At 33.7% G+C, this 23,829-nt stretch carries 26 protein-coding genes; 24 read left to right on the top strand and 2 right to left on the bottom strand.

What is annotated here, in order from left to right; genetic code table 11:
• Window positions 1-98 precede the first annotated feature (98 nt).
• On the bottom strand, window positions 99-464 hold the full coding sequence (locus LQ679_RS14375) for a GNAT family N-acetyltransferase (protein ID WP_126476447.1): 366 nt from the start codon (window positions 462-464) through the stop codon (window positions 99-101).
• A gap of 107 nt (window positions 465-571) precedes the next feature.
• Here LQ679_RS14375 and LQ679_RS14370 point away from each other — a divergent pair, with 107 nt between their 5' ends.
• From LQ679_RS14370 to rsmI, 9 genes are read left to right on the top strand one after another with little or no spacing between them, the layout of a single operon-like run.
• Window positions 572-1,921 (top strand): aminotransferase class I/II-fold pyridoxal phosphate-dependent enzyme, encoded by a 1,350-nt coding sequence (locus tag LQ679_RS14370; protein WP_239763470.1) that lies wholly within the window; start codon window positions 572-574, stop codon window positions 1,919-1,921.
• Window position 1,922: 1 nt separating this feature from the next.
• Complete coding sequence (tmk, locus tag LQ679_RS14365; protein ID WP_159316304.1) at window positions 1,923-2,543, top strand: dTMP kinase; 621 nt, start codon at window positions 1,923-1,925, stop codon at window positions 2,541-2,543.
• A gap of 33 nt (window positions 2,544-2,576) precedes the next feature.
• Complete coding sequence (locus tag LQ679_RS14360; RefSeq protein ID WP_025905587.1) at window positions 2,577-2,906, top strand: cyclic-di-AMP receptor; 330 nt, start codon at window positions 2,577-2,579, stop codon at window positions 2,904-2,906.
• Between the two features lie 52 nt (window positions 2,907-2,958).
• Window positions 2,959-3,885: a DNA polymerase III subunit delta' gene (locus tag LQ679_RS14355; RefSeq protein WP_239763468.1), complete on the top strand. Its 927-nt coding sequence runs from the start codon at window positions 2,959-2,961 to the stop codon at window positions 3,883-3,885.
• 4 nt (window positions 3,886-3,889) lie between these two features.
• The gene (locus LQ679_RS14350) at window positions 3,890-4,696 is read left to right on the top strand and encodes a PSP1 domain-containing protein (RefSeq protein WP_239763466.1); all 807 of its coding nucleotides are present in this window, start codon (window positions 3,890-3,892) and stop codon (window positions 4,694-4,696) included.
• Window positions 4,697-4,710: 14 nt separating this feature from the next.
• Window positions 4,711-5,043 (top strand): DNA replication initiation control protein YabA, encoded by a 333-nt coding sequence (yabA, locus tag LQ679_RS14345; RefSeq protein ID WP_025905584.1) that lies wholly within the window; start codon window positions 4,711-4,713, stop codon window positions 5,041-5,043.
• Between the two features lie 51 nt (window positions 5,044-5,094).
• Window positions 5,095-5,823, top strand: coding sequence for a tRNA1(Val) (adenine(37)-N6)-methyltransferase (locus LQ679_RS14340; RefSeq protein ID WP_239763464.1), 729 nt, complete (start codon window positions 5,095-5,097; stop codon window positions 5,821-5,823).
• A complete protein-coding gene (locus LQ679_RS14335; protein WP_126476452.1) occupies window positions 5,816-6,064 on the top strand; it encodes a GIY-YIG nuclease family protein in 249 nt (82 codons plus the stop codon). Before LQ679_RS14340 ends, LQ679_RS14335 begins: the two co-directional genes overlap by 8 nt.
• A gap of 1 nt (window position 6,065) precedes the next feature.
• Window positions 6,066-6,908, top strand: coding sequence for a 16S rRNA (cytidine(1402)-2'-O)-methyltransferase (gene rsmI / locus LQ679_RS14330; RefSeq protein ID WP_232194144.1), 843 nt, complete (start codon window positions 6,066-6,068; stop codon window positions 6,906-6,908).
• A 65-nt stretch (window positions 6,909-6,973) separates the two neighbouring features.
• On the opposite strand, the gene LQ679_RS14325 is transcribed toward rsmI, so the two are convergent.
• Entirely contained in the window at window positions 6,974-7,249 is a 276-nt protein-coding gene (locus LQ679_RS14325; RefSeq protein ID WP_025905580.1) for an AbrB/MazE/SpoVT family DNA-binding domain-containing protein, read from the bottom strand.
• A gap of 232 nt (window positions 7,250-7,481) precedes the next feature.
• Here LQ679_RS14325 and metG point away from each other — a divergent pair, with 232 nt between their 5' ends.
• From metG to LQ679_RS14250, 15 genes are all read left to right on the top strand, one after another.
• Window positions 7,482-9,482: a methionine--tRNA ligase gene (gene metG / locus LQ679_RS14320; protein WP_204259031.1), complete on the top strand. Its 2,001-nt coding sequence runs from the start codon at window positions 7,482-7,484 to the stop codon at window positions 9,480-9,482.
• Between the two features lie 21 nt (window positions 9,483-9,503).
• Entirely contained in the window at window positions 9,504-10,268 is a 765-nt protein-coding gene (locus LQ679_RS14315) for a TatD family hydrolase (RefSeq protein ID WP_025905578.1), read from the top strand.
• Window positions 10,269-10,322: 54 nt separating this feature from the next.
• On the top strand, window positions 10,323-10,865 hold the full coding sequence (rnmV, locus tag LQ679_RS14310; protein WP_037590321.1) for a ribonuclease M5: 543 nt from the start codon (window positions 10,323-10,325) through the stop codon (window positions 10,863-10,865).
• A gap of 4 nt (window positions 10,866-10,869) precedes the next feature.
• The gene (rsmA, locus tag LQ679_RS14305) at window positions 10,870-11,760 is read left to right on the top strand and encodes a 16S rRNA (adenine(1518)-N(6)/adenine(1519)-N(6))-dimethyltransferase RsmA (RefSeq protein WP_204255765.1); all 891 of its coding nucleotides are present in this window, start codon (window positions 10,870-10,872) and stop codon (window positions 11,758-11,760) included.
• A 99-nt stretch (window positions 11,761-11,859) separates the two neighbouring features.
• Entirely contained in the window at window positions 11,860-12,123 is a 264-nt protein-coding gene (gene veg, locus LQ679_RS14300; protein WP_025905575.1) for a biofilm formation stimulator Veg, read from the top strand.
• Window positions 12,124-12,271: 148 nt separating this feature from the next.
• Window positions 12,272-13,120 (top strand): 4-(cytidine 5'-diphospho)-2-C-methyl-D-erythritol kinase, encoded by an 849-nt coding sequence (gene ispE / locus LQ679_RS14295; protein ID WP_204168354.1) that lies wholly within the window; start codon window positions 12,272-12,274, stop codon window positions 13,118-13,120.
• Between the two features lie 69 nt (window positions 13,121-13,189).
• Window positions 13,190-14,014: a pur operon repressor gene (gene purR, locus LQ679_RS14290; RefSeq protein WP_025905573.1), complete on the top strand. Its 825-nt coding sequence runs from the start codon at window positions 13,190-13,192 to the stop codon at window positions 14,012-14,014.
• Window positions 14,015-14,030: 16 nt separating this feature from the next.
• Window positions 14,031-14,408: a RidA family protein gene (locus LQ679_RS14285; RefSeq protein ID WP_239763462.1), complete on the top strand. Its 378-nt coding sequence runs from the start codon at window positions 14,031-14,033 to the stop codon at window positions 14,406-14,408.
• Window positions 14,409-14,464: 56 nt separating this feature from the next.
• Complete coding sequence (spoVG, locus tag LQ679_RS14280; protein ID WP_037590328.1) at window positions 14,465-14,797, top strand: septation regulator SpoVG; 333 nt, start codon at window positions 14,465-14,467, stop codon at window positions 14,795-14,797.
• A 192-nt stretch (window positions 14,798-14,989) separates the two neighbouring features.
• Entirely contained in the window at window positions 14,990-16,348 is a 1,359-nt protein-coding gene (gene glmU / locus LQ679_RS14275; protein ID WP_239763459.1) for a bifunctional UDP-N-acetylglucosamine diphosphorylase/glucosamine-1-phosphate N-acetyltransferase GlmU, read from the top strand.
• A gap of 46 nt (window positions 16,349-16,394) precedes the next feature.
• Complete coding sequence (locus LQ679_RS14270) at window positions 16,395-17,357, top strand: ribose-phosphate diphosphokinase (protein WP_025905569.1); 963 nt, start codon at window positions 16,395-16,397, stop codon at window positions 17,355-17,357.
• A 130-nt stretch (window positions 17,358-17,487) separates the two neighbouring features.
• Entirely contained in the window at window positions 17,488-18,135 is a 648-nt protein-coding gene (locus tag LQ679_RS14265) for a 50S ribosomal protein L25/general stress protein Ctc (RefSeq protein WP_239763457.1), read from the top strand.
• Window positions 18,136-18,255: 120 nt separating this feature from the next.
• Window positions 18,256-18,828 carry an aminoacyl-tRNA hydrolase gene (gene pth / locus LQ679_RS14260; protein ID WP_049320978.1) on the top strand — a complete coding sequence of 191 codons (573 nt, stop codon included), beginning with the start codon at window positions 18,256-18,258 and terminating at the stop codon, window positions 18,826-18,828.
• Complete coding sequence (gene mfd, locus LQ679_RS14255) at window positions 18,825-22,334, top strand: transcription-repair coupling factor (protein WP_239763454.1); 3,510 nt, start codon at window positions 18,825-18,827, stop codon at window positions 22,332-22,334. Before pth ends, mfd begins: the two co-directional genes overlap by 4 nt.
• Window positions 22,321-23,829, top strand: coding sequence for a polysaccharide biosynthesis protein (locus LQ679_RS14250; protein ID WP_126476459.1), 1,509 nt, complete (start codon window positions 22,321-22,323; stop codon window positions 23,827-23,829). Before mfd ends, LQ679_RS14250 begins: the two co-directional genes overlap by 14 nt.

Genomic DNA, 23,829 nt, shown 5'->3' with positions numbered 1-23,829 from the left:
TACGTTCCGCGAGAGTAGGACGTTGCCGGGCAAATATTTATAAATGGATGCGATGAGCCGCACTCGAGACCTGTTAGGTCTCTTTTTTTTGTGATTTTTTAAGGTAGTCTATAGCCAGTTCCAATATTTCTAAAATGTAATTTCTCGTAAAAAGAATTGTTCTCTGATAATAATTCTATTCGAACAGATGGATATTGTGCTAATAAATAGTCAATTAGTGCTTTAGCATATCCTTTCTTTCTATGAGTCTTTGTAACGACGAGTTCTGTAATATATAATGTGACAGTTTCGTCTGTTAATAATCTAGTATAACCAACAACCTCATTATTTACTTCTATTACAATAATACGAGATGTAATAAGCAATTGTTGGATTTTTTCAATACTGAATGTTTTCCAACCTTCTTGTTGAGCAATTTCATTAATGGATTGTATATCTGTGTCAATTGCATTTCTAATAAACATTTTATTCACTCCTTTTTTTAAGTATATCTTATTTTAATTATTACAGGAATGACGTTGGACTTTATCATTGATATAATGATAAAGACTAAAAATTAAGAGGTAGCCTTATGAATATTAATGAAAAATTAAAATCTCTAAATAGTCTTGATGCCATTTCACTACATGTTCCAGGGCATCATAATCATACAATTGGTTATTTAGATGAAATAAATCTTGCTATGGATATGACTGAAATAACTGGGCTTGATGATTTGCATCAACCAGAATTTTGTATAAAGATGAGTATGTCTGAATTGAATAGGTATCCTGGTTATTATGGGCAGTATCTCGTTAATGGTACAACGGTTGGAATACTATCTGCAATTTATGCAGTGGCACATTTAGATGGGGAAGTATTAATTCCTAGAAATGCGCATAAATCAGTATTTAATGCTTTGAATTTAACGAAGCAAGATGCTAAGTTTATGCCTATGACAATATCAGATAAGACGAATAAATATAATGGTGTAGCTTCATTAAGGGATTTAGATTTGAATCATATTAAATTAGCTATTTTTACTTATCCTAATTACTATGGTGAAACATTTGATATTGAAGAAAGTATTAAAATCTTAAAAGAACATCAAATTCCTGTATTGGTAGATGAGGCACATGGTGCACATTTTGGTATTAGTTCATATTTCCCTAATTCATCTATGACTTATGGTGCTGATATAGTCGTGCAGTCTTACCACAAGACATTACCGGCCTTGACGATGGGTTCTGTTCTATATATGAGAGAGGATTTAGAAATAAAATCAAATATTCAACAGTATTTGAAGATGCTACAAACATCTAGTCCTTCATATCTCATTATGGCTAGTTTAGAAAGTGCAGAAAAATTTTATAAGCAGTTTGATGATCAAAGATTCAAATATAATAGACAAACATTCATTGAAACGATGGAGAATGTTGGATTTGAAGTGGGGAGTCTAGAGGACCCTCTTAAATTAATTGTTTCTTATAGAGGATTAAGCGGATTTGAAATTCAAAAACTATTTGAAGATGTGCATATCTATGTAGAGTTATGTGATTATAAATTTGTGTTATTAGTCTTACCATTATGGCATGAATCAGATAAGTTCCCATTTGAAGATATGATTGATCGCGTTAGAAATATTAAAGTGAATGTTGAGCATCAACTTAAAGAGGAAGTACAATTTAAATTACCATACGAAACAGATAGTACAATGTATAGATACAACAATATTGAAAAAACTAAAATGATGGACTTGAATACATCATATGGCTATATTGCTGCTGAAGATATTGTGCCTTATCCACCAGGTATACCAGTCATTTTAAAAGGAGAAAATATTCGTAAAGAAATAGTGGATTCTCTTTTACAATGGCTTGATAGAGGTGGTAGAGTGGAAGGTATATTAAACAAGCAAATCAAGGTAAAGGATGAACAATAAAATGGGACGATTTATTACGTTTGAGGGTCCAGAAGGCTCTGGCAAAACGACGGTTATACATAAAGTTTATGAAAAGTTAAATCAAGATTATGATATTTTACTGACTAGAGAGCCAGGTGGTATCAAAATAAGCGAAGCGATTAGAAACTTGTTGTTAGATAGTGATGACGACATGGATGAAAGAACAGAAGCACTGCTCTTTGCTGCTGCTAGAAGACAACATTTAGTGGAGAAAATATTACCTCAACTTGATAAAGGTGGAACGGTATTATGTGACCGATTTGTTGATAGTTCTTTAAGTTATCAAGGTTACGCACGTGAAATTGGGGTAGAAGAAGTTAAGGCAATTAATGAATTTGCGATTGATAACCTTTATCCTGATTTAACATTATATTTTGATGTACCTGCTGAAGTTGGGTTAAATCGAATTAAAGATAATCAACGTAATGCGAATCGTTTGGATAAAGAAAAAATAGAATTTCATCACAAAGTTACAGATGGTTATAAAAAATTAATTGCTGAGTATCCAGATAGAATTAAAGTAATTGATGCCACGCAACCATTAGAAAAGGTTGTAGATGATGCATATTCTACGATAGTAAAATATCTGAAACAAGATTAAAATATGATATAATAAATAAAGAGGTGTTTAGATATGAAAATGGTAATAGCGATTGTCCAAGATCAAGATAGTCAAAACTTGTCAGAAGCACTTATAGAAAAAAACTTTAGAGCCACTAAACTTGCAACAACTGGTGGATTTCTAAGAGCTGGAAATACAACATTCTTATGCGGTGTCAAAGATGAACGTGTAGATGAATTATTACGTGTTATCGATGGAACTTGTGGTAATCGTGAACAACTTGTTTCACCTATCACACCAATGGGCGGTAGTGCGGATTCTTATATTCCTTACCCTGTAGAAGTTGAAGTAGGTGGCGCAACTGTATTCGTTATGCCAATTGAACAATTCCATCAATTTTAAGAACTGATGAGCTGCCGTTTGAGCAGCTTTTTTATTGCAAGGAGCGTAAAATATGCAATTAACCAAAGAGATTGATCATTTATTAAGTGCACAACAATTATCTCATGCTTATTTATTTGAGGGAGATAATATGTTTGAAATGAAATCTACAGCTTTATATTTTGCTGAACAAATATTATGTGAATCAGAACAAAGTTGTGTGGTTAAAGTTCAAAATTTTAATCATCCTGATTTTGTATATATTCAATCAGATGAAACGACGATAAAGAAACAACAAATAGAAGAATTACTCAGAAAAATGAATCAAAAACCTATCGAAAGCCAATATAAAGTTTACATTATTGAAGCTTTTGATAAACTAACAGTACAGGGTGAAAATAGTATACTTAAATTTTTGGAAGAACCACCTCCAAATACAATTGCCCTGTTACTGACAACCAAGAAAGATCAAATATTGCCAACTATACATTCAAGATGCCAACTTGTTCATTTTAAACCTGCATCTAAAGAAAATTATATAGAAGAATTAAAACTGTCTGGTATTTCTTCTGCAATTGCGCATACATTGAGTTTTGTTACTTCTGATAAAGAAGAAGCACTTGCTCTGACAGAAGAACAATTGTTTGTACAGCTTAGAAAAACTGTAACGAAACTTGCTGAATTGATGGTCAAAGATACACAGATGGCAATGATTTATTTGATCGATTGCATAAAAATTGCTAATACACGCCCGTTACAGCAATTATTTTTAAATAGCTTGAATGCTTATTTTCAAGATTTATTACATGCCAAAATTCAAATAGATACGATAAAGGCATATCCAGATTTAGAAGTGGAAATTAGAGAGGTCAGTCAATATTTATCTTTAAATGACATTTCGAATTATATACAAGTTATAACGGAAGCAAACCGTAAATTAGCGCAAAACGTTAATGCAACGTTAGTATTAGAACAAATGGTTATAAATGGGAAGAGGTGATTAAATGTATGAAATAATTGGTGTTCAATTCCAAAAAGCTGGGAAGAAAGAATATTTCTCACCAAATGGGGAACGTTTCAAAGAAAATGACTTAGTTGTCGTTGAATCTAAACGTGGTATTGAACTTGGTAAAGTTAAATTAACAAATCGCCATGTAGGTAAAGATGATGTTGTCTTACCATTGAAAGAAGTTATCCGTCATGCAACAGAAACTGATATTCAAAAATATCAAGATAATTTAAAGGATGCAGACCATGCTTTAGCTTTATGTAAAGAGTTGGTAGCGACTCACGAGCTTGATATGCGACTTGTTAATTGTGAATATACATTAGATAAAAGTAAAGTCATCTTTAATTTTACAGCTGATGATAGAATAGATTTCAGAACTTTAGTAAAATCTTTAGCTTATGAATTAAAAACACGAATTGAGTTACGACAAATTGGTGTGAGAGACGAAGCGAAATTACTTGGCGGTATAGGTCCATGTGGTCGCTCGTTATGTTGTTCAACATTTTTAGGTGATTTTGAACCTGTTTCAATTAAAATGGCTAAAGATCAAAACTTATCATTAAATCCAACTAAAATATCAGGTGCTTGTGGTCGTTTAATGTGTTGTTTAAAATACGAAAATGACTATTATGAAGAAGTTAGAAATGAATTGCCTGATATTGGTACAACTGTTGTCACGCCAGAAGGTGACGGCAAAGTTGTCGGATTAAATATTTTAGATATAACAATGCAAGTTAAAGTGAAAGGTTTCGAACAACTCTTTGATTATAAACTTGATGAATTACTTGAAGTCCATTCATAAGGGAGGATTATATTGTGAATAGGGACGAGTTGTTTGAAACGATTATGACATTAGAGAATGAACTTAAGCAAATTAATGAACATATGGAAAAGTTGAAAAACCAGGCAGTTGAATTAGTCGAAGACAATGTTGCCCTTCAAATGGAGAATGAAAGTTTGAAGCGTGTAATGGAAACAAGTGAAGACAATCAACAGAAAAAGCCAAACAAGAAATTAAAGCCACTTCAAAGTAAAGATAACTTAGCAATGTTATATCATGAAGGTTTTCATATTTGTCGAGGAGAATTGTTTGGTAAACACAGACAAGGACAAGATTGTTTATTTTGTTTAGAAGTGTTGAATAGATAATAAGAAAATCAGGCATGCTATATGCCTGATTTTTTTAAGTGAGGTGTTTAAATGTTGAATTCGGGAGAAAGACTCGACCAATTATTAAGAGAAGAATTTGAAATTATTCAAAATGATGATGTGTTTTCATTTTCAACAGATGCATTGTTATTAGGAGATTTTACAAAGGTACGAAATAAAGATAAAGTAATGGATTTATGTTCTGGTAATGGCATTATTCCTTTGTTATTGGCACACAAATCTCAAGCTAGTATTGAAGCGGTAGAAATTCAAGAGGCTTTAGTGGATATGGCTAAACGAACGATAGCTCATAATCAATTAGAAGACCAAATATCTATCAATCAAATGGATTTAAAGAATGTATCAACCTCATATCATCCTTCAACATTTGATGTTGTAACCGTAAACCCACCTTACTTTAAAGAAAATCAACAAATGCAACATCAAAAGGAAGCACATAAAATTGCGAGACATGAAATATACTGCACATTAGATGATGTTTTAAAAGCAAGTAAGCATTTGTTAAAGCAAGGTGGTAAACTTGTAATGGTCCATAGAGCGGAAAGACTGATGGATGTCTTAAGCGCATTTCGACAATATAAAATCGAACCTAAAAGATTAAGAATGGTATATAGCACACCTAATAAGAAAGAAGCGGTTACGATTTTAGTTGAAGGTAGAAGTGGTGGTCAAGCAGGATTGAAAGTTGAACAACCATTTTATATTTATGAGGAGAATGGAGATTATTCAAAAGAAATGAAGGTTGTATATTATGGCTAACCATTATACATATATATTAGAGTGTAAGGATCAAACGTTATATACTGGTTATACGACAGATTTAGACAGAAGGTTAAAAGTCCATAATGAAGGTAAGGGTGCTAAATATACTAAAGTGAGACGCCCTGTTAAACTTGTATATCATGAGACATTCGATAATAAATCCGAAGCTTTAAAACGAGAATATGCTTTAAAACAGTTAAGTAGAAAACAAAAATTAGCGCTTATTAAGGAGGGGTAGTATGTCTATATTATATTTAGTAGGAACCCCAATCGGAAATTTAGAAGATATCACTTATCGTGCGGTTAGAATGTTAACAGAAGTCGATTATATCTTTTGTGAAGATACACGTGTTACAGGCAAGCTTTGTCAGCATTATGAAATACAAACGCCACTTAAGTCTTACCATGAACACAATAAAGATAAGTCATCTGAGCAAATATTGAGATTATTAGAAGATGGCAAAGATATTGCGCTCGTTTCTGATGCAGGCTGCCCTTGTATAAGTGATCCTGGTTATGAACTTGTGAATCAAGTTAGGGATAATGGTTATCGTGTTGAAACGATTCCTGGACCTAATGCGGCTATTACGGCATTAATGACAAGTGGATTACCATCATATAAATTTGTGTTTCTAGGATTTTTACCTAGACATGCGAAAGAAAAACATGATGTATTGGAAAAATGGATGACGAGAGAATCAACATCTATGATTTATGAGTCACCCTATAGAATTAAACAGACGGTACAAGCAATAGCTGAAATTGATCCTGAAAGAAAAGTAGCAATTGGAAGAGAACTTACAAAGAAATTTGAACAAGTGGAAACGAATCAAATAAAGGTTATTGAAGAAATGTTATCAGATGAGCGTATACCTCAAAAAGGAGAGTTCGTCATCTTGATTGAAGGTGCCGATGAATCGACACAAGTTGATAATTGGTGGGAAGACTTGGATCTCGTTCAACATGTCGAAATTTATATAAATGAACATCAAATGAGATCTAAAGATGCTATCAAACAAGTAGCGGTAGATAGAAAAATGAAAAAAAGAGATGTATACGAAGCGTATCATATTGACGAATAAACAAAAAAAGGAAATTTAAAGTACATCGTTTACTTTAAATTTCCTTTTTTTATATGCAGCTTTTATTATTTTGATTTTTTCTCAATCTCGTTAATTAGTTGCTGAGCGCCTTCTTTACTTAAGACAATTTTACCATCAGCTAAAACAAAATTGTCTTCAGAAACATCTCCAGTAACTTGACAAGTCATGTTAGGTGAGTATTTCTTTAAGATAATTTTATCGTCATCTGTATAAATTTCTAAAGCATCTTTCTCAGCAATGTCTAATATGCGTCGTAATTCGATAGGAATTACTACACGGCCTAGTTCATCTACTTTACGCACGATTCCAGTTGATTTCATCTTTTTACCTCCGTTTAATAAAACCATAATTATCTAATTCGACATTCATTCGACAATTATATAAATAGTATACTAATATGAATTGAAGAAAATGTCAATAAAACAATATATTGCATACGTTTAATTTTTGAAATATAAAACAATTGTTATCTCTATACCATAATCAGGTAATATTGAAAAAATGCTTAATTTTCGGTATATTATATAGATAAGATATTAGGAGGAAACGCTGATGACGAAAGAGACTTTTTACATTACGACACCGATTTATTATCCGAGCGGGAATTTACACATAGGTCATGCGTATACTACGGTTGCTGGTGATGTAATTGCTAGATATAAACGGTTACAAGGCTATGATGTTCATTATTTAACTGGTACAGATGAACATGGTCAAAAAATACAAGAAAAAGCTAAAGAAGCAGGCTTATCTGAAATAGAATATTTAGATGGCATTATTAAAAGTATCCAATCTTTATGGAAAAAATTAGACATCTCTAATGATGATTTTATTCGAACTACTGAAGAAAGACATAAACAAGTTGTCGAAAAAGTCTTCGAAAAGTTATTAGCACAAGGTGACATATACTTAGGTGAGTATGAAGGTTGGTACTCAATACCAGATGAAACATATTACACTGAAACACAACTTGTCGATCCAGTTTATGAAGATGGCAAAATCGTCGGTGGTAAGAGTCCAGATTCAGGTCATGAAGTAGAACTTGTGAAAGAAGAAAGTTATTTCTTTAAATTAGATAACTATGCTGATCGTTTGCTTAAATTCTTCGATGAAAATCCGGAATTCATTTTACCTATTTCTCGTAAGAATGAAATGATCAACAACTTTATTAAACCTGGTCTAGAAGATTTAGCGATTTCTAGAACGACTTTTGATTGGGGTATTAAAGTACCTTCTAATCCTAAACACGTTGTGTATGTATGGATTGACGCACTTGTGAACTATATTTCTGCGTTAGGTTATTTATCAGATGACGACACGCTATTTAAAAAATATTGGCCAGCAGATGTGCATTTAATGGCTAAAGAAATTGTTCGATTCCATTCAATTATTTGGCCAATCTTATTGATGGCTTTAGACTTACCTTTACCTAAACGTGAATTTGCTCACGGTTGGATCTTGATGAAAGACGGTAAAATGAGTAAATCTAAAGGTAATGTTGTAGATCCGAACGTCTTAATTGATAAATACGGCTTAGATGCAACAAGATACTATCTCATGAGAGAATTACCATTTGGCGCAGATGGTGTATTTACGCCTGAAGCATTCGTTGAAAGAACAAATTACGATTTAGCTAATGACTTAGGTAACTTAGTAAATCGTACAATAGCAATGGTTAATAAATACTTTAATGGCGTACTTCCTAAATATAAAGGCAAATTACACCCATTAGATGAAGAGATGGAACAAATGGCTTTAGATACTAAAGATAAATTCTATTCAGCAATGGAAAATATGCAATTCTCAGTTGCTTTAGCAGAAGTTTGGAAGTTGATTAGTCGTACAAACAAATATATTGATGAAACAACACCATGGGTATTAGCTAAAGATGAAAATGAACGTGAAATGCTAGAAAATGTCATGATTCACTTAGTTGAAAACATTAGATTTGCAGCAGTATTATTACGTCCATTCTTAACACATGCACCATATGAGATTTTCCGTCAATTAAACTTAGAAAAAGGTAAACTTGATACATTTGAAAGTATCGAACAATATGGCGCTATTGATCAAGATATCAAAGTGATTGAAAAGCCTGAGCCTATTTTCCCTAGATTAGATGTAGAACAAGAAGTGGCGTTCATCAAAGATTCTATGCAAGGTGGAACGACTGCAGAATCATCTGAAGAAGAAGCTGAAACTGCTGAGGAAGAAGTAGTACCATCTAAACCAGAAATCACAATTGATCAATTTGATAAAGTAGAAATCAAAGCTGCTACTGTTACAGGTGCAGACTATGTGAAAAAATCAGATAAACTTTTAAAAATAAAAGTAGATTTAGGTAACGAAAAGAGACAAATTGTTTCAGGTATAGCTGAATTTTATAAACCTGAAGATATTGTTGGTAAAAAAGTAGCGGTCGTTACGAACTTAAAACCAGTCAAATTACGTGGTGAATTATCAGAGGGTATGATTTTATCAGCTGAGAAAGACGGCACACTTACTTTAGTAGGTTTACCAAATGCAATACAAAACGGATCTATCATTAAGTAAAGTACTGAAAGGAAGATTCGAATGTTAATAGATACACACGTCCATTTAAATGCGGATCAATACGATGAAGATTTACAAGAAGTAATCGATCGAGCTTTGGAAGAAGGTATCGATAGAATGTTCGTTGTTGGTTTCGACACGAACACAATTGAAAGAACGATGAAATTAATAGACCAGTATGATTTTATATATGGCATTATAGGTTGGCATCCTGTTGATGCAATTGATTGTACGGAAGAACGCCTACAATGGATTGAAGAATTGTCTAAACACCCAAAAATCATCGGTATAGGTGAGATGGGATTAGATTATCACTGGGACAAGTCACCTAAAGATATCCAAAAAGAAGTATTTAGAAAACAAATCGCATTAGCGAAACGTGTTCAACTACCGATTATTATTCATAATAGAGAAGCAACTCAAGATTGCGTTGATATCTTAAAAGAAGAAAATGCAAGTGAAGTTGGCGGAATTATGCATAGTTTCAGTGGCTCAAACGAAATAGCTGATGAAATACTTAAAATGAATTTCTATATTTCATTGGGTGGACCTGTCACGTTCAAAAATGCGAAACAACCAAAAGAAGTAGCTCAACATGTACCGTTAGATAGATTACTCGTTGAAACAGATGCACCATACTTATCACCTCACCCTTATAGAGGGAAAAGAAACGAACCTGCGCGTGTAAAACTTGTTGCAGAACAAATTGCTGAATTGCGTGGTATTTCTTACGAGGAAGTATGTAAAGCTACTACAGAAAATGCTGAAAGATTATTTAAATTATAAAATATGATGCCCCAAAACGGTTGTTTTGGGGCATCTTTAAAGAAGGAAATGAATATGAAGATAAATGAATTTGTTGTTGTTGAGGGACGCGATGATACAGTTAATGTTAAAAGAGCAGTAGATTGCGATACGATAGAAACAAATGGCTCAGCAATATCAAAAGAAACACTAGAAGTTATAAGACAAGCGCATGAAAAACGTGGTGTCATTGTATTAACTGACCCAGATTTCCCAGGTGATAAAATTAGAAATACAATCAAGCAGTATATCCCTAGTGTGAAACATGCATTTATACCAAGAGATAAAGCTAAAAATAAAAGAGGAAAAATAGGCGTTGAGCATGCTTCAATTGAAACAATTAAAGATGCACTTACAAATGTAAGTTCTCCATTAGAAGCGGACATTGAAACAATTGATAAAGCAGTCTTAATTGACCTTGGATTAATTATAGGACCAGACGCAAGAAGAAAACGCGAAATACTATGCAGTAAATTAAATATAGGCCATTCAAATGGCAAACAATTGCTAAACAAATTAAATGCCTTCGGTTATACTGAGAAAGATGTAAAAGAAGCACTGGGATATAAAGAGGAGTGACACGATGAACGATAAAGATATAGCAACACCTAAACGTACAAAAGCGTTATTAGATCAATATGGATTTAAATTCAAAAAGAGTTTAGGTCAGAACTTTTTAATCGATACAAATATTATTCAAAAAATTATTTCTGCTAGTGATATAGATGAGCATACAGGTGTTATTGAAGTTGGACCAGGAATGGGTTCACTTACTGAACAATTAGCGAGAGCTTCAAAGAAAGTGTTGGCTTTTGAAATTGATCAAAGATTAATACCTGTATTAGAAGATACGTTAAGTCCATATGACAATGTAACAGTTGTAAATGAAGATATATTGAAAGCCAACGTTAAACAAGAAATTGAAACACACTTAAAAGACTGCGATAAAATTATGTTGGTTGCTAATTTACCTTATTACATTACGACGCCTATATTGATGAATTTACTAGAAAATGATTTACCAATAGATGGCTATGTTGTCATGATGCAAAAAGAAGTAGGAGAACGCTTAAACGCTGAAGTAGGTAGTAAAAGTTATGGTTCATTATCAATAGCTTGTCAGTATTACACTGAAACTGAACGTGTGTTAGTCGTCCCGAAGACTGTCTTTATGCCACCACCGAATGTTGATTCAATCGTTATTAAATTAACGAAACGTATTGAACCGATCGTCGAAGTAGATGATGAGAAACTACTATTCAAGCTTTCAAAAGGTGCTTTCGGACAAAGACGAAAAACAATTTTAAACAATTATATTAATACAATTAAAGATGGCAAACTGCATAAAGATGAAATCGTCGAATGGCTAAATGCTTCAAACATAGACCCTAAGCGACGTGGTGAAACGCTAACAATACAAGAATATGCACATCTTTGTAACAATTTGAAAAAATACCCGAATTTATCTATGTAAATATATTGACATTGCTTTATCAACTTGATAAAATTTAAATTTTATTTGACAAAAATCCGCTTTCGTAGTATAATTTTATCTATAGCGAGGTGGGTCAATATGCCGAAGACTTTAGTAGACATCAAAAAAATATTGGAATGTCAATTAGGAAATCGTATTGTACTTAAAGCTAATGGAGGACGTAAGAAGTTAATTGAGCGAAGTGGCGTGCTTAAGGAAACGTATCCATCAGTTTTCGTGGTCGAATTAGATCAAGAGAAACATAATTTTGAGCGTGTATCTTATACATACACTGATGTATTAACTGAGAATGTCCAAGTAACTTTTATGAATGAACATAAAGAGGAATTCATCGTTCAATAATTAAAGGTATTTAATAAAAAACTCTACGCGATATGACTGTGATATGGCGTAGGGTTTTTTATTATGCCAAAAAATAGAATAAAGCTAATACTTTCTAACTTTTATTTATGGTAAAATCATAATAATAAGTTTTAGAGAGGGCAAGTATATGATTTATGAAACTGCACCAGCAAAAATTAATTTAACATTAGATACGTTATATAAACGTGAAGATGGGTATCATGAAGTGGAAATGATTATGACGACCATCGACTTAAATGACCGATTAACATTTGAGTGTAGAGACGATGGTGAAATTATTATTGATGTAGAACATAATTTTGTACCAAGTGATCATAGAAATTTAGCATATAAAGCAGCGAAGTTGATGCAAGATAGATACAATATTGAAAAAGGTGTGAAGATTTCATTAGAAAAAAGCATACCGATTTCAGCAGGTTTAGCTGGTGGGTCAAGTGATGCAGCCGCTACTTTTAGAGGTTTGAATGAATTATGGGGGATTAACGAATCTTTAGAAACATTAAGTGAGTTGGCTTCGGAAATTGGATCAGATATTTCGTTTTGTATTTATGGAAAAACTGCTTTATGCCAAGGTAGAGGTGAGAAAATTACGCACTTACCTAAACCACCTTCAGCATGGGTCGTTATCGCGAAACCAGATATAGGCGTTTCAACGCCTGAAATTTACGGCGCATTAGATTTAGAAAACAAGGATGAAGTACAAACACAAGCGTGTCTTAAAGCAATCGAAAATAACGATTATGCCACAATGTGTCAGTCGCTTGGCAATAGTCTTGAAAAAGTCACGATGCAGCTGTATCCAGAAGTTGAGAAATTGAAGAACACTATGAGTAATACTGGTGTAGATGCTGCTTTAATGAGTGGCAGTGGCCCGACTATATATGGCTTTGTTCAAAAAGAAAGACAAGCTAAGCAAGTATATAATGCTTTGATGGGGTGTTGTAACGATGTATACATCGCGAGACTGCTCGGATAGCTTTGAGGAATGCGAACGATTATAGTATAATTAGGCTTAAAATACGGAATAGAGATTGGAGTTTTATAAATGAGGTTTAAACGAAGTGAAAGAATCGTTTATATGACACAATATTTATTGAAACATCCGAACGAGTTAGTGCCGTTGACTTATTTTGTGAATCATTTTGGTCAGGCGAAGTCGTCTATTAGTGAAGACATACAAATTATTAAAGAAACGTTTACTGCTGAGAGACTTGGTATTATAGAAACGACTGCCGGTGCAAGTGGCGGCGTAACTTACCGACCTAAAATGTACGTCGAAGAAGCACGTGAATTGATTGAAAAATTGTGTGAATTACTAAAAGAAAAAGAAAGACTGTTGCCAGGTGGCTATTTATTTATGTCAGATTTAGTAGGGAATCCTAAACTATTAAATCAAGTAGGGGAATTAATCGCTACAATGTACATGGATGAAGAACTTGATGCGGTAGTTACAATAGCAACAAAGGGTATTTCTTTAGCAAATGCCGTGGCGAAAGTGCTTAATTTGCCAGTTGTGGTTATAAGAAAAGACAATAAAGTAACAGAAGGATCCACAGTATCGATTAACTATGTGTCTGGGTCTTCTAGAAAGATTGAGACAATGGTTTTATCAAAAAGAACATTGCCTGAATATTCGAATGTATTGATTGTTGATGACTTTATGAGAGCAGGCGGATCTATTAATGGTGTAATCAATTTGATGAATGAGTTTAAAGCTACAGTAAAAGGGGTATCAGTACTTGTAGAATCAAAAGAAGTTAAACATCGATTGATTGAAGATTATACATCTTTAGTTAGGTTATCTGACGTAGACGAGTACAATCAACAATTTTCAGTAGAGGAAGGCAACTGTTTAAAAAGATTTAATTAAAAGGAGAGTAATCAACATGAAAAGTATTAACACAACAAACGCTCCAGAAGCTTTAGGACCATATTGCCATGCAGTAGTAGTAGATAATTTAGTATTTACTTCTGGTCAAATACCATTAAATCAACAAGGTGAAGTCGTTTCTGAAGATGTCAAAGAACAAACTAAGCAAGTACTAGAAAATTTAAAAGTCGTACTTCAAGAAAGTGGCGCATCTTTAGATAGTGTCGTTAAATCTTTAATTTTCATAAAAGATATGAACGATTTCCAAGACATCAATGCCGTATATGGAGAATATTTTAATGAACATTTGCCTGCTAGAAGTTGTGTGGAAGTTGCACGTTTACCGAAAGATGTAAAAGTTGAAATCGAAATGATTGCAAAAATAAATAACTAACTTCAATTAATATGATGCTGCTACTTTAAATAGACAAAACAGGGGGCACACAAATCATGAAGGTAACAGATGTGAGATTAAGAAAAATTCAAACGGATGGAAGAATGAAAGCATTAGTTTCTATAACATTAGATGACGCTTTTGTTATTCACGACTTAAGAGTAATCGAGGGAAATTCAGGACTGTTTGTGGCTATGCCTAGTAAGCGTACGCCAGATGGGGAATTTAGAGATATTGCGCATCCCATTAATTCTGAAATGAGACAGGAGATTCAAGAAGCGGTTATGAAAGTATATGATGAAACAGATGAAGTCATTATTCCAAAATCAGCTCAAGAAGCCTCAAATTCAGAGGATAGCGATGAAGCATCAGACAGTGAAGAAGAATAACGATATTTAAAGTACTCAGCTCACGTATATTGATAAACAGCAGTTAAAATCTTATGATTTTAACTGCTGTTTTTTTATGCATCATGATAATGGATGTATTGATAAGGAAACGTTTACTTGAACTCTTTCTTGATACTATGCGGTCAATTAAATTATAATAGACTAAAGTGTGTATAAATGGAGGTATTTGCAATGCAAAAATATGCAGTTGTATTAGCTGCTGGTAAAGGTACAAGAATGAAATCTAAACTTTACAAAGTACTACATACAGTAGCTGGAGAAGCAATGGTTCAACATGTTATAGATAGCGTGAAAAATGCAGGTGTTGATAAAGTCGTAACAGTTGTTGGGCATGGTGCTGAAAAAGTCAAAGAAACAATCGGTCATGCATCTCAGTTTGTACATCAAGAAGAACAATTAGGAACAGCACATGCAGTAAAGACTGCTAAAGATATATTAGGTACTGAAAAAGGCACAACAATTGTTGTATGTGGAGACACACCATTAATCAGTGATGAAACGATTAAAAACTTATTAGATTTTCATGAGTCTGAAAGTGCAGTAGCAACTGTCTTGTCTGCAAAAGTTGATAACCCGTTTGGTTACGGCAGAATCGTTCGCGATGAAAATGGTTTGGTTTCTGGAATTGTCGAACAAAAAGACGCTTCTTCTGCTGAAGCTGAAGTTAATGAAATCAGTTCTGGTATATTTGCTTTCGATAATGAAAAGTTATTTGAAACACTTGAAAAAGTAAACAATGATAATGCACAAGGTGAATATTATTTACCAGATGTGATTCGCATCCTAAAAGAAGAAAATGAAAAAGTTTCTGCTTTTATTACGAACGATGTTGACGGCATTATGGGTGTGAATGATAGAGTGCAACTTGCGAAAGCGGAACAGAAAATGAAAGAACGTATCAATCATCAACATATGCTAAATGGCGTAACAATTATTGATCCAGCTACAACTTATATCGGGAAACAAGTCGTAATTGGTGAAGATACAGTTGTAGAACCAGGTGTAAGACTTTCTGGCACAACAATTATAGGAAAAAATGTTACGATAGGAATGAATTCTGACATCAAAAATAGTACAATTAAAGATGATGCTACAATTAAACAATCTGTTATTACAGATTCAGTTGTAGGCGAAAACGCTACAGTAGGACCATTTGCACAATTAAGACCAGGTTCTGAACTAGGCAAAGATACGAAAATTGGTAACTTTGTTGAAACTAAAAAGGCTGTCTTAAAAGATGGCGCTAAAGTTTCACACTTAAGTTATATCGGAGATGCAGAAGTAGGTGCAAGAACAAATATTGGTTGTGGTTCTATCACTGTAAATTATGATGGCGTGAATAAATTCCGTACGGTTATAGGAGATGATGCATTTATTGGATGTAATTCAAATCTAGTTGCACCAGTAGAAATTGGAGATGGATCATTCATAGCAGCAGGGTCAACAATTACAGATGATGTACCAAATGAAAGCTTGGCGCTAGGTCGCGCTAGACAAACGACAAAAGAAGGATATTATAAAACGAAATAAAAGGAGCCGTCAAAACATGAGTCAAAATGATATCGGAGGAACAGAAATGTTGAACACTGAATATAAGAACTCTTCATTAAAAATATTTTCGCTTGAAGGTAACCAACCATTAGCGCAAGAAGTTGCCAATTTAGTAGGGATTCCATTAGGTAAATCTACAGTTAAGAGATTTGCTGATGGTGAAGTTCAAATTAATATTGAAGAAAGTATCCGTGGTTGTGATGTATTTATTATTCAACCAACATCAAACCCAGTGAATGAACACTTGATGGAATTATTAATTATGATTGATGCTTGTAAACGTGCATCAGCAGCAAATATTAATATTGTAATGCCTTATTACGGTTATGCAAGACAAGACCGTAAAGCTAGAAGCCGTGAACCAATCACTGCTAAACTTGTGGCAAATATTATTGAAAAAGCTGGCGCAAGCAGAATGATAGCACTTGATTTACATGCACCTCAAATTCAAGGGTTCTTTGACATACCGATTGATCATTTAATGGGCGTACCAATTTTATCAAATTACTTCTTAGAAAAAGGTTTAGATCCTGAAACAACAGTAGTTGTTTCGCCTGACCATGGTGGCGTAACAAGAGCACGTAAAATGGCTGACCGTCTAAAAACACCTATCGCTATTATTGATAAACGTCGTCCGAAACCAAACGTAGCAGAAGTTATGAATATTGTTGGAGATATTAATGGTAAGACTGCCATCATTATCGATGATATTATTGATACAGCTGGAACAATTACATTAGCAGCAGATGCACTTGTTAAAAAAGGTGCGAAAGAAGTTTATGCATGTTGTACACACCCTGTATTATCAGGACCAGCAAAAGAACGTATCGAAAATTCTCAAATTAAAGAATTAGTTGTTACAAACTCAATTCAATTACCAGAAGATAGAAAACCTGCAAACGTTAAAGAATTGTCTGTAGCAGAATTATTAGCACAAGCAATTGTTAGAGTATATGAACAAGAATCTGTTAGTGTGCTATTTGATTAATTTATAATATTCGTGTATAATAACAAACGGTTCATTTTTATGGACTAAATAACCACTTACAAGCAGCAATTGTTGTTGATGGGTAAGTGTAGGAGCGCATATCGCGCATAAATGAAAGGTGGAAAAGATAATGACTTCATTAAAGTCAGTTATCCGTCAAGGTAAACAAACTCGTTCTAGTTTACGTAAATTAAGAGCTTCAGGTGTTATTCCAGCAGTCGTATACGGTTACGGTGCTAAAAATACATCTGTTAAAGTTGATGAAGTTGAATTCATCAAAACAATTCGTGAAGTTGGACGTAACGGCGTTATCGAATTAGGTGTTGGTTCAAAAACAATCAAAGTTATGGTTTCAGATTATCAATATGATTCTCTTAAAAACCAAATCACTCACGTTGACTTCTTAGCTATCAACATGAAAGAAGAATTAACTGTAGACGTACCTGTAGTATTAGTAGGTGAATCAGTTGGTGCTTCTGAAGGTGGCGTAGTTCAACAACCATTATTCGACTTACAAGTTACAACTACTCCAGATGAAATTCCTGAAAATATCGAAGTTGATATTACAGAATTAGCTATTGGTGATAGCTACTTAGTAGGCGACTTAGATGCAACTGATAAATACACTATCGAAAACGATAAAGAAGAAGCAGTTGTAACAGTAGTTCCTCCAACAGAAGAACCTGCTGAAGACGCTGAAGAAACTGCAGCTGAAGAAGCTGATGCAGTAGCAGAAGAAGAAGCTGAAAAAGAAGAAGCAGAAGAAGAAGAAAAATAATATTTTTTAAATCTTCAACCCAACACATTTGTGTTGGGTTTTTTTATTTAAGTATAGATAGATGAAATAAATCACAAAAATGCTATAATATATACTTAGTATTAATATGGAGGTTACAACATGAAATGTATTGTTGGACTTGGAAATATCGGAAAGAAATATGACCTTACGCGTCATAATATTGGCTTTGAAGTAGTTGATAAATTGCTTGATCGTCACCAATTAGACTTAGATAAACAAAAATTTAAAGGTGCATATACAATAGGGCTTATAAATGGAGAGAAAGTAATGCTTATTGAGCCTATGACTTTCATGAATTTATCAGGTGAAGCTGTAAGACCACTAATGGATTATTATAATATAGATATAGAGGATCTAGTTGTACTCTATGATGACATGGACCAGTCTCAAGGTCATTTGAGACTACGTCAGAAAGGAAGTGCTGGTGGTCATAACGGTATGAAGTCTTTAATTCAACATTTAGGGACAGACCGTTTTAACCGTATTAGAATCGGAATTGATCGTCCTACAAATGGCATGAGTGTACCGAGTTATGTGCTTCAAAAGTTCTCTGATGATGAAATGATTACAATGGAAAAAGTAATCGATCGCGCAGCAGATGCTTGTGAAGCTATAATTAAAGGCGAAACTTTTCAGAATGTGATGAACCAGTATAATGGTGAAGTAATATGAAACACGTTATCCATGAAATCATACAAGCAGACGAACGATTTCGAGAATTAACGCAAATATTTGGAGAAAAGAACATACTCATAACAGGACTGAATCAGTCGAGTAAAGCACTACTCATATTAGAACAATATCTTAAAAATGATAAACAACTCGTTATCGTAACAAATAACTTGTATCAGGCGGATAAATTAGAAGCGGATATTCTTCAATTATTACCACCTGAAGAAGTATTTAAGTTTCCTGTACAAGATATTATGATTGAGGCGTTCTCTACGCAAAGTCCTGATTTAATGAGTGAACGTATCAGAACACTAACCCAACTTGCTCAAGGCAAGAAGGGCTTATTTATCGTGCCTATAAATGGCTTGAAAAAACAATTAACACCGAAACACATTTGGAATGAACATTATAAATCGATTCAAATAGGTGATGATATTGACTTAGATGTATGGGCTAATCAATTGATTGATATGGGTTATAAGAGGCAATCGTTAGTATCAGCAGTTGGTGAGTTCTCGATTCGTGGTGGGTTGATTGATATCTATCCAGTAACTGGAGATCCTGTTCGAATTGAATTGTTTGATACTGAAGTAGACGGTATGAGATTGTTCGACGTTGAAACGCAACGCTCTTTAGGTAATGTTGAACAAGTTGAAATTACAACGGCTAGTGATTATATTTTTACAAGTGAACAAATTAGCCAACTTCCAGAACGTATGGAAGAAGCATATGAAAAGACTAGACAACAATTAGCTACAGAAATGCGTCCCGACTTAAAAGATACGTATCAAACGATATTGATGCAAAGTGATGAATTGAAAGATCATCAAATTTTAAGACGTGTCATTTCGTTTATGTATGATGAAGTCACAACTTTAACAGATTATTTTGCGGATGATGCACTTGTTGTTGTAGACGAATATAATCGAATTAAAGAAACTGAACATTCATTAGACGTTGAAATCGAAGAATTTACGCAATCGCTAATAGAATCAGGACAAGGATTTATTGGGCAACGTTTTATTTCGGAACATGCTTTTACAGAACTCTTGCATCAACATAAAATCGCTTATTTCACTTTATTTACTGCAAGTATGCCAGTTGAAATTGAAGAGATGGTGAAATTCTCATGTAAACCTGTTCAAAGATTCTATGGACAATATGACATTATGCAATCAGAGTTTGATCGCTTTATGAAACAAGGATTTACAGTCGTATTATTAGCAGAATCTGAAACGAGAAAGTCTCGTATTCAAAGTATGTTAAACGACATGAAAATTCCAACTGTTATAGATAGGGTAGAACAAGTCGGTGACAGAGGACAAGCTGTCGTAACAGATGGCGCGCTGTCTGAAGGGTTCGAATTGCCTTATATGAAGCTTGTCGTCGTGACAGAAAAAGAACTTTTCAAAGCACGTGAAAGAAAACAATCTAAAAGAAGACAAAAGTTATCTAATGCTGAAAAAATAAAATCTTACCAAGAATTGAATGTAGGAGATTATGTTGTACACGTACATCATGGTGTTGGTAAATATTTAGGCGTTGAAACATTAGAAGTATCTGGCATTCATAAAGATTATATTAAAATTCAATACAAAGGTACCGATCAATTATTTGTACCTGTTGATCAAATGAATGATGTACAAAAGTTTGTTGGATCAGATGATAAAGAGCCAAAGGTGAATAAACTTGGCGGTACAGAATGGAAAAAGACAAAAGCTAAAGTTCAAAAAAATGTGGAAGACATTGCGGATGAACTGTTGAAACTTTATCAAGAGAGAGAACAAGTTGAGGGTTATCAATACGGTCCGGATACTGAAGAGCAAATGACATTTGAAATGGACTTTCCATATGAGCCTACGCCTGACCAAGTCACTTCTTTAGAAGAAATTAAAGCAGATATGGAAAAAAGAAGACCGATGGATAGACTGCTTTGTGGTGATGTTGGATATGGTAAGACTGAGGTAGCAATAAGAGCTGCATTTAAAGCGGTCTTGGAAGGTAAGCAAGTAGCCGTGCTCGTACCAACAACGATTCTTGCTCAGCAACATTTTGAAACATTCAGAGAACGTATGCAAGAATATCCAGTAGAAATTCAAATGATGAGTAGATTTAGAACACCTAAACAAGTTAAAGAAACGAAAGCAGGTATCAAATCTGGATTTGTAGACATTGTTGTAGGTACACATAAATTACTAAGTAAAGATGTTGAATATAAAGATTTAGGATTATTAATCGTCGATGAAGAACAAAGATTTGGTGTGAAACATAAAGAAAGAATTAAAGCATTAAAGACTAATGTAGACGTTCTTACTTTAACTGCGACACCAATTCCGAGAACACTTCATATGAGTTTATTAGGTGTTAGAGATTTATCTGTTATTGAAACACCACCTGAAAATAGATTCCCTGTTCAAACGTATGTATTAGAACAGAATATGAGTTTTGTTAAAGAAGCACTAGAACGTGAACTTTCACGTGGTGGACAAGCATTCTATTTATATAACCGCGTGCAGTCCATATATCAAAAGAGTGAACAGTTGTCTATGCTCATGCCTAATGCGAGAATAGGCGTTGCTCATGGACAAATGACAGAACGAGAATTAGAAGAAACGATGTTGAATTTTGTCGATGGAGAATACGATATTTTAGTTACAACAACGATTATTGAAACGGGTGTCGATGTTCCAAATGCTAATACATTGATTATTGAAGACGCTAATAGATTTGGATTGAGTCAATTGTATCAGTTACGTGGACGAGTGGGTCGTTCTAGTCGAATTGGTTATGCATATTTCTTACATGAACAAAATAAAGTACTGACTGAAGTTGCTGAGCAAAGACTGCAAGCTATTAAAGAATTTACTGAATTAGGTTCAGGATTTAAAATTGCCATGCGCGATTTGAATATTCGTGGCGCAGGAAATCTATTAGGTAGTCAGCAGCATGGGTTCATAGATTCTGTAGGTTATGACTTATATTCTCAAATGTTAGAAGAAGCGGTTAATGTGAAACGAGGCATTGAACCAGAATCAGAAGTACCACAACTTGAAGTAGATATTAAGATAGATGCCTATATACCTGCTGAATACATTAAGAATGAACAAGCCAAAATTGAAATGTACAAAAAATTGAGATCAATTACGACGCAATCTCAATTGGAAGATATTCAAGATGAATTAATCGATCGTTTTGGTGAATATCCTGTTGAAGTTCAACGTTTATTAGACGTTGTTGAAGTAAGATTGAATGGTATTCATTTCGGTATTACAGAAATTAAAGAAGTCGCTAAAGTGATACAACTGACAGCTTCAGAATATACAACAAATCATTTAAAAGGTGATGTGTTGTTTAAAGTTACAGAACCATTAGGTAGAAAATTAAAAATAGCTGTTTCAGACAATCAAATGGTGTTTAAATTACAAAAATCAAAACAATGGTTAGACGATCTGAAATTCTTAACTAATGTGATTAATGAAAGTTTGGTAGACGATGACACAATCTAAACCCATTTTTAATAGTGTATTGTTGTTAACAGGCACGATGGTCATTGTTAAAATTTTAAGCGCAATTTATAGAGTGCCTTACCAAAATGTTTTAGGTGATGAAGGATTATATGCATACCAACAAGTATATCCGCTTGTTGCGATTGTGAGTGTTGTAAGTTTAAACGCGCTTCCTAGTGTGATGAGTAGCTGGATGATTCAACGTAAACAATCAGAAATAATAGGTATGTTCTGGTTCTTACAAATGACTTGTTTATTGCTAAGTGTTGCTATATTTTTAAGTGCACAATTGATAAGCGGACTGATGGGTGATCCGAACTTAACACCTATGATTCGTATGGCGAGTTTAGCGCTAATACCACTTGTATTTATCTCAATGGTGCGAGGGTATTATCAAATGAAACATCAGATGAACTTTATTGCCGTTTCACAGGTTATTGATCAAGTTGTTAGAGTCGGTGTGATTTTAACTGCGATTTTGCTATTTGTTGGCTTGAATATTTCGATTTATCAAGCTGGCACAATCGCAATCAGTGGTTCTGTATTGGGATTAAGTTGTATTGCAATTTACTTCTGGTTTAAAAGAAAGCCTAGACTGAGATTTTCCTGGGAAATAAAGTTGAGTGACACTAAAAATATCGTGACGATGACAATCTTGTATGCCATTTCTTATTTGATATTGATTTTATGGCAAATTGTAGATTCATTTACACTTATACATTTGTTGCAAGAGAATGGATATAGCTTTCATGAGAGTATAAAAGTAAAAGGTGTGTTTGATAGAGGTGCTTCATTGATTCAGATGGGGCTTATCATCACAACGACATTTAGTTTTGTGCTTATTCCATTGTTAACAGAACAACTGCAAAAGAAAAATCATCAACTCGTGAATGAATATGCTAATACATCCTTAAAGATAACAGTGTTATTTAGTATGGCTGCCGCATTTGGCTTAATGAACTTACTACCATTATTAAATACTGTATTCTTTAAGACGAATGAATTAATCGGTACATTGAGCGTCTTTATGCTCGCAGTTGTATTTGTGACATTTATCATTATGTATACAGCGTTATTGCAAGTGAAATTAAACAGAAATATATTATTTATTGCGCTCATGATTGGTATGTTAACGAAACTAATCGGGAATTATTGGTTTGTACTGCAGTTTGGTATATTTGGTGCAAGTTTGTCGACTGTCTTGTCGCTTGCTATTTATACATTGATTTTGCATGTACGTGTGATGAAACTCTATCAATTTCAACGTATGGGTTTATTTATGATTAAAGTGATTACTTTACTTGCGATCATGTCTATATTTGTACAAGTTGTATTGCTCATTCCAACGCACACGAGAATGACCAGTCTATTAATTATGTTACTGGCAGGTATTGTTGGCGTAATGGTTGTCATAATAGGTATAATAAAAATGAAAATATTAATAAAAGATGAATGGAAACATTTACCTTTAATGGATAAAATAATAAAGGAGTAA

The sequence above is a fragment of the Mammaliicoccus sp. I-M35 genome (genome assembly GCF_022386455.1).
Classification (GTDB): domain Bacteria; phylum Bacillota; class Bacilli; order Staphylococcales; family Staphylococcaceae; genus Mammaliicoccus; species Mammaliicoccus sciuri_A.
This window is presented reverse-complemented; position numbering and strand designations above follow the sequence as displayed.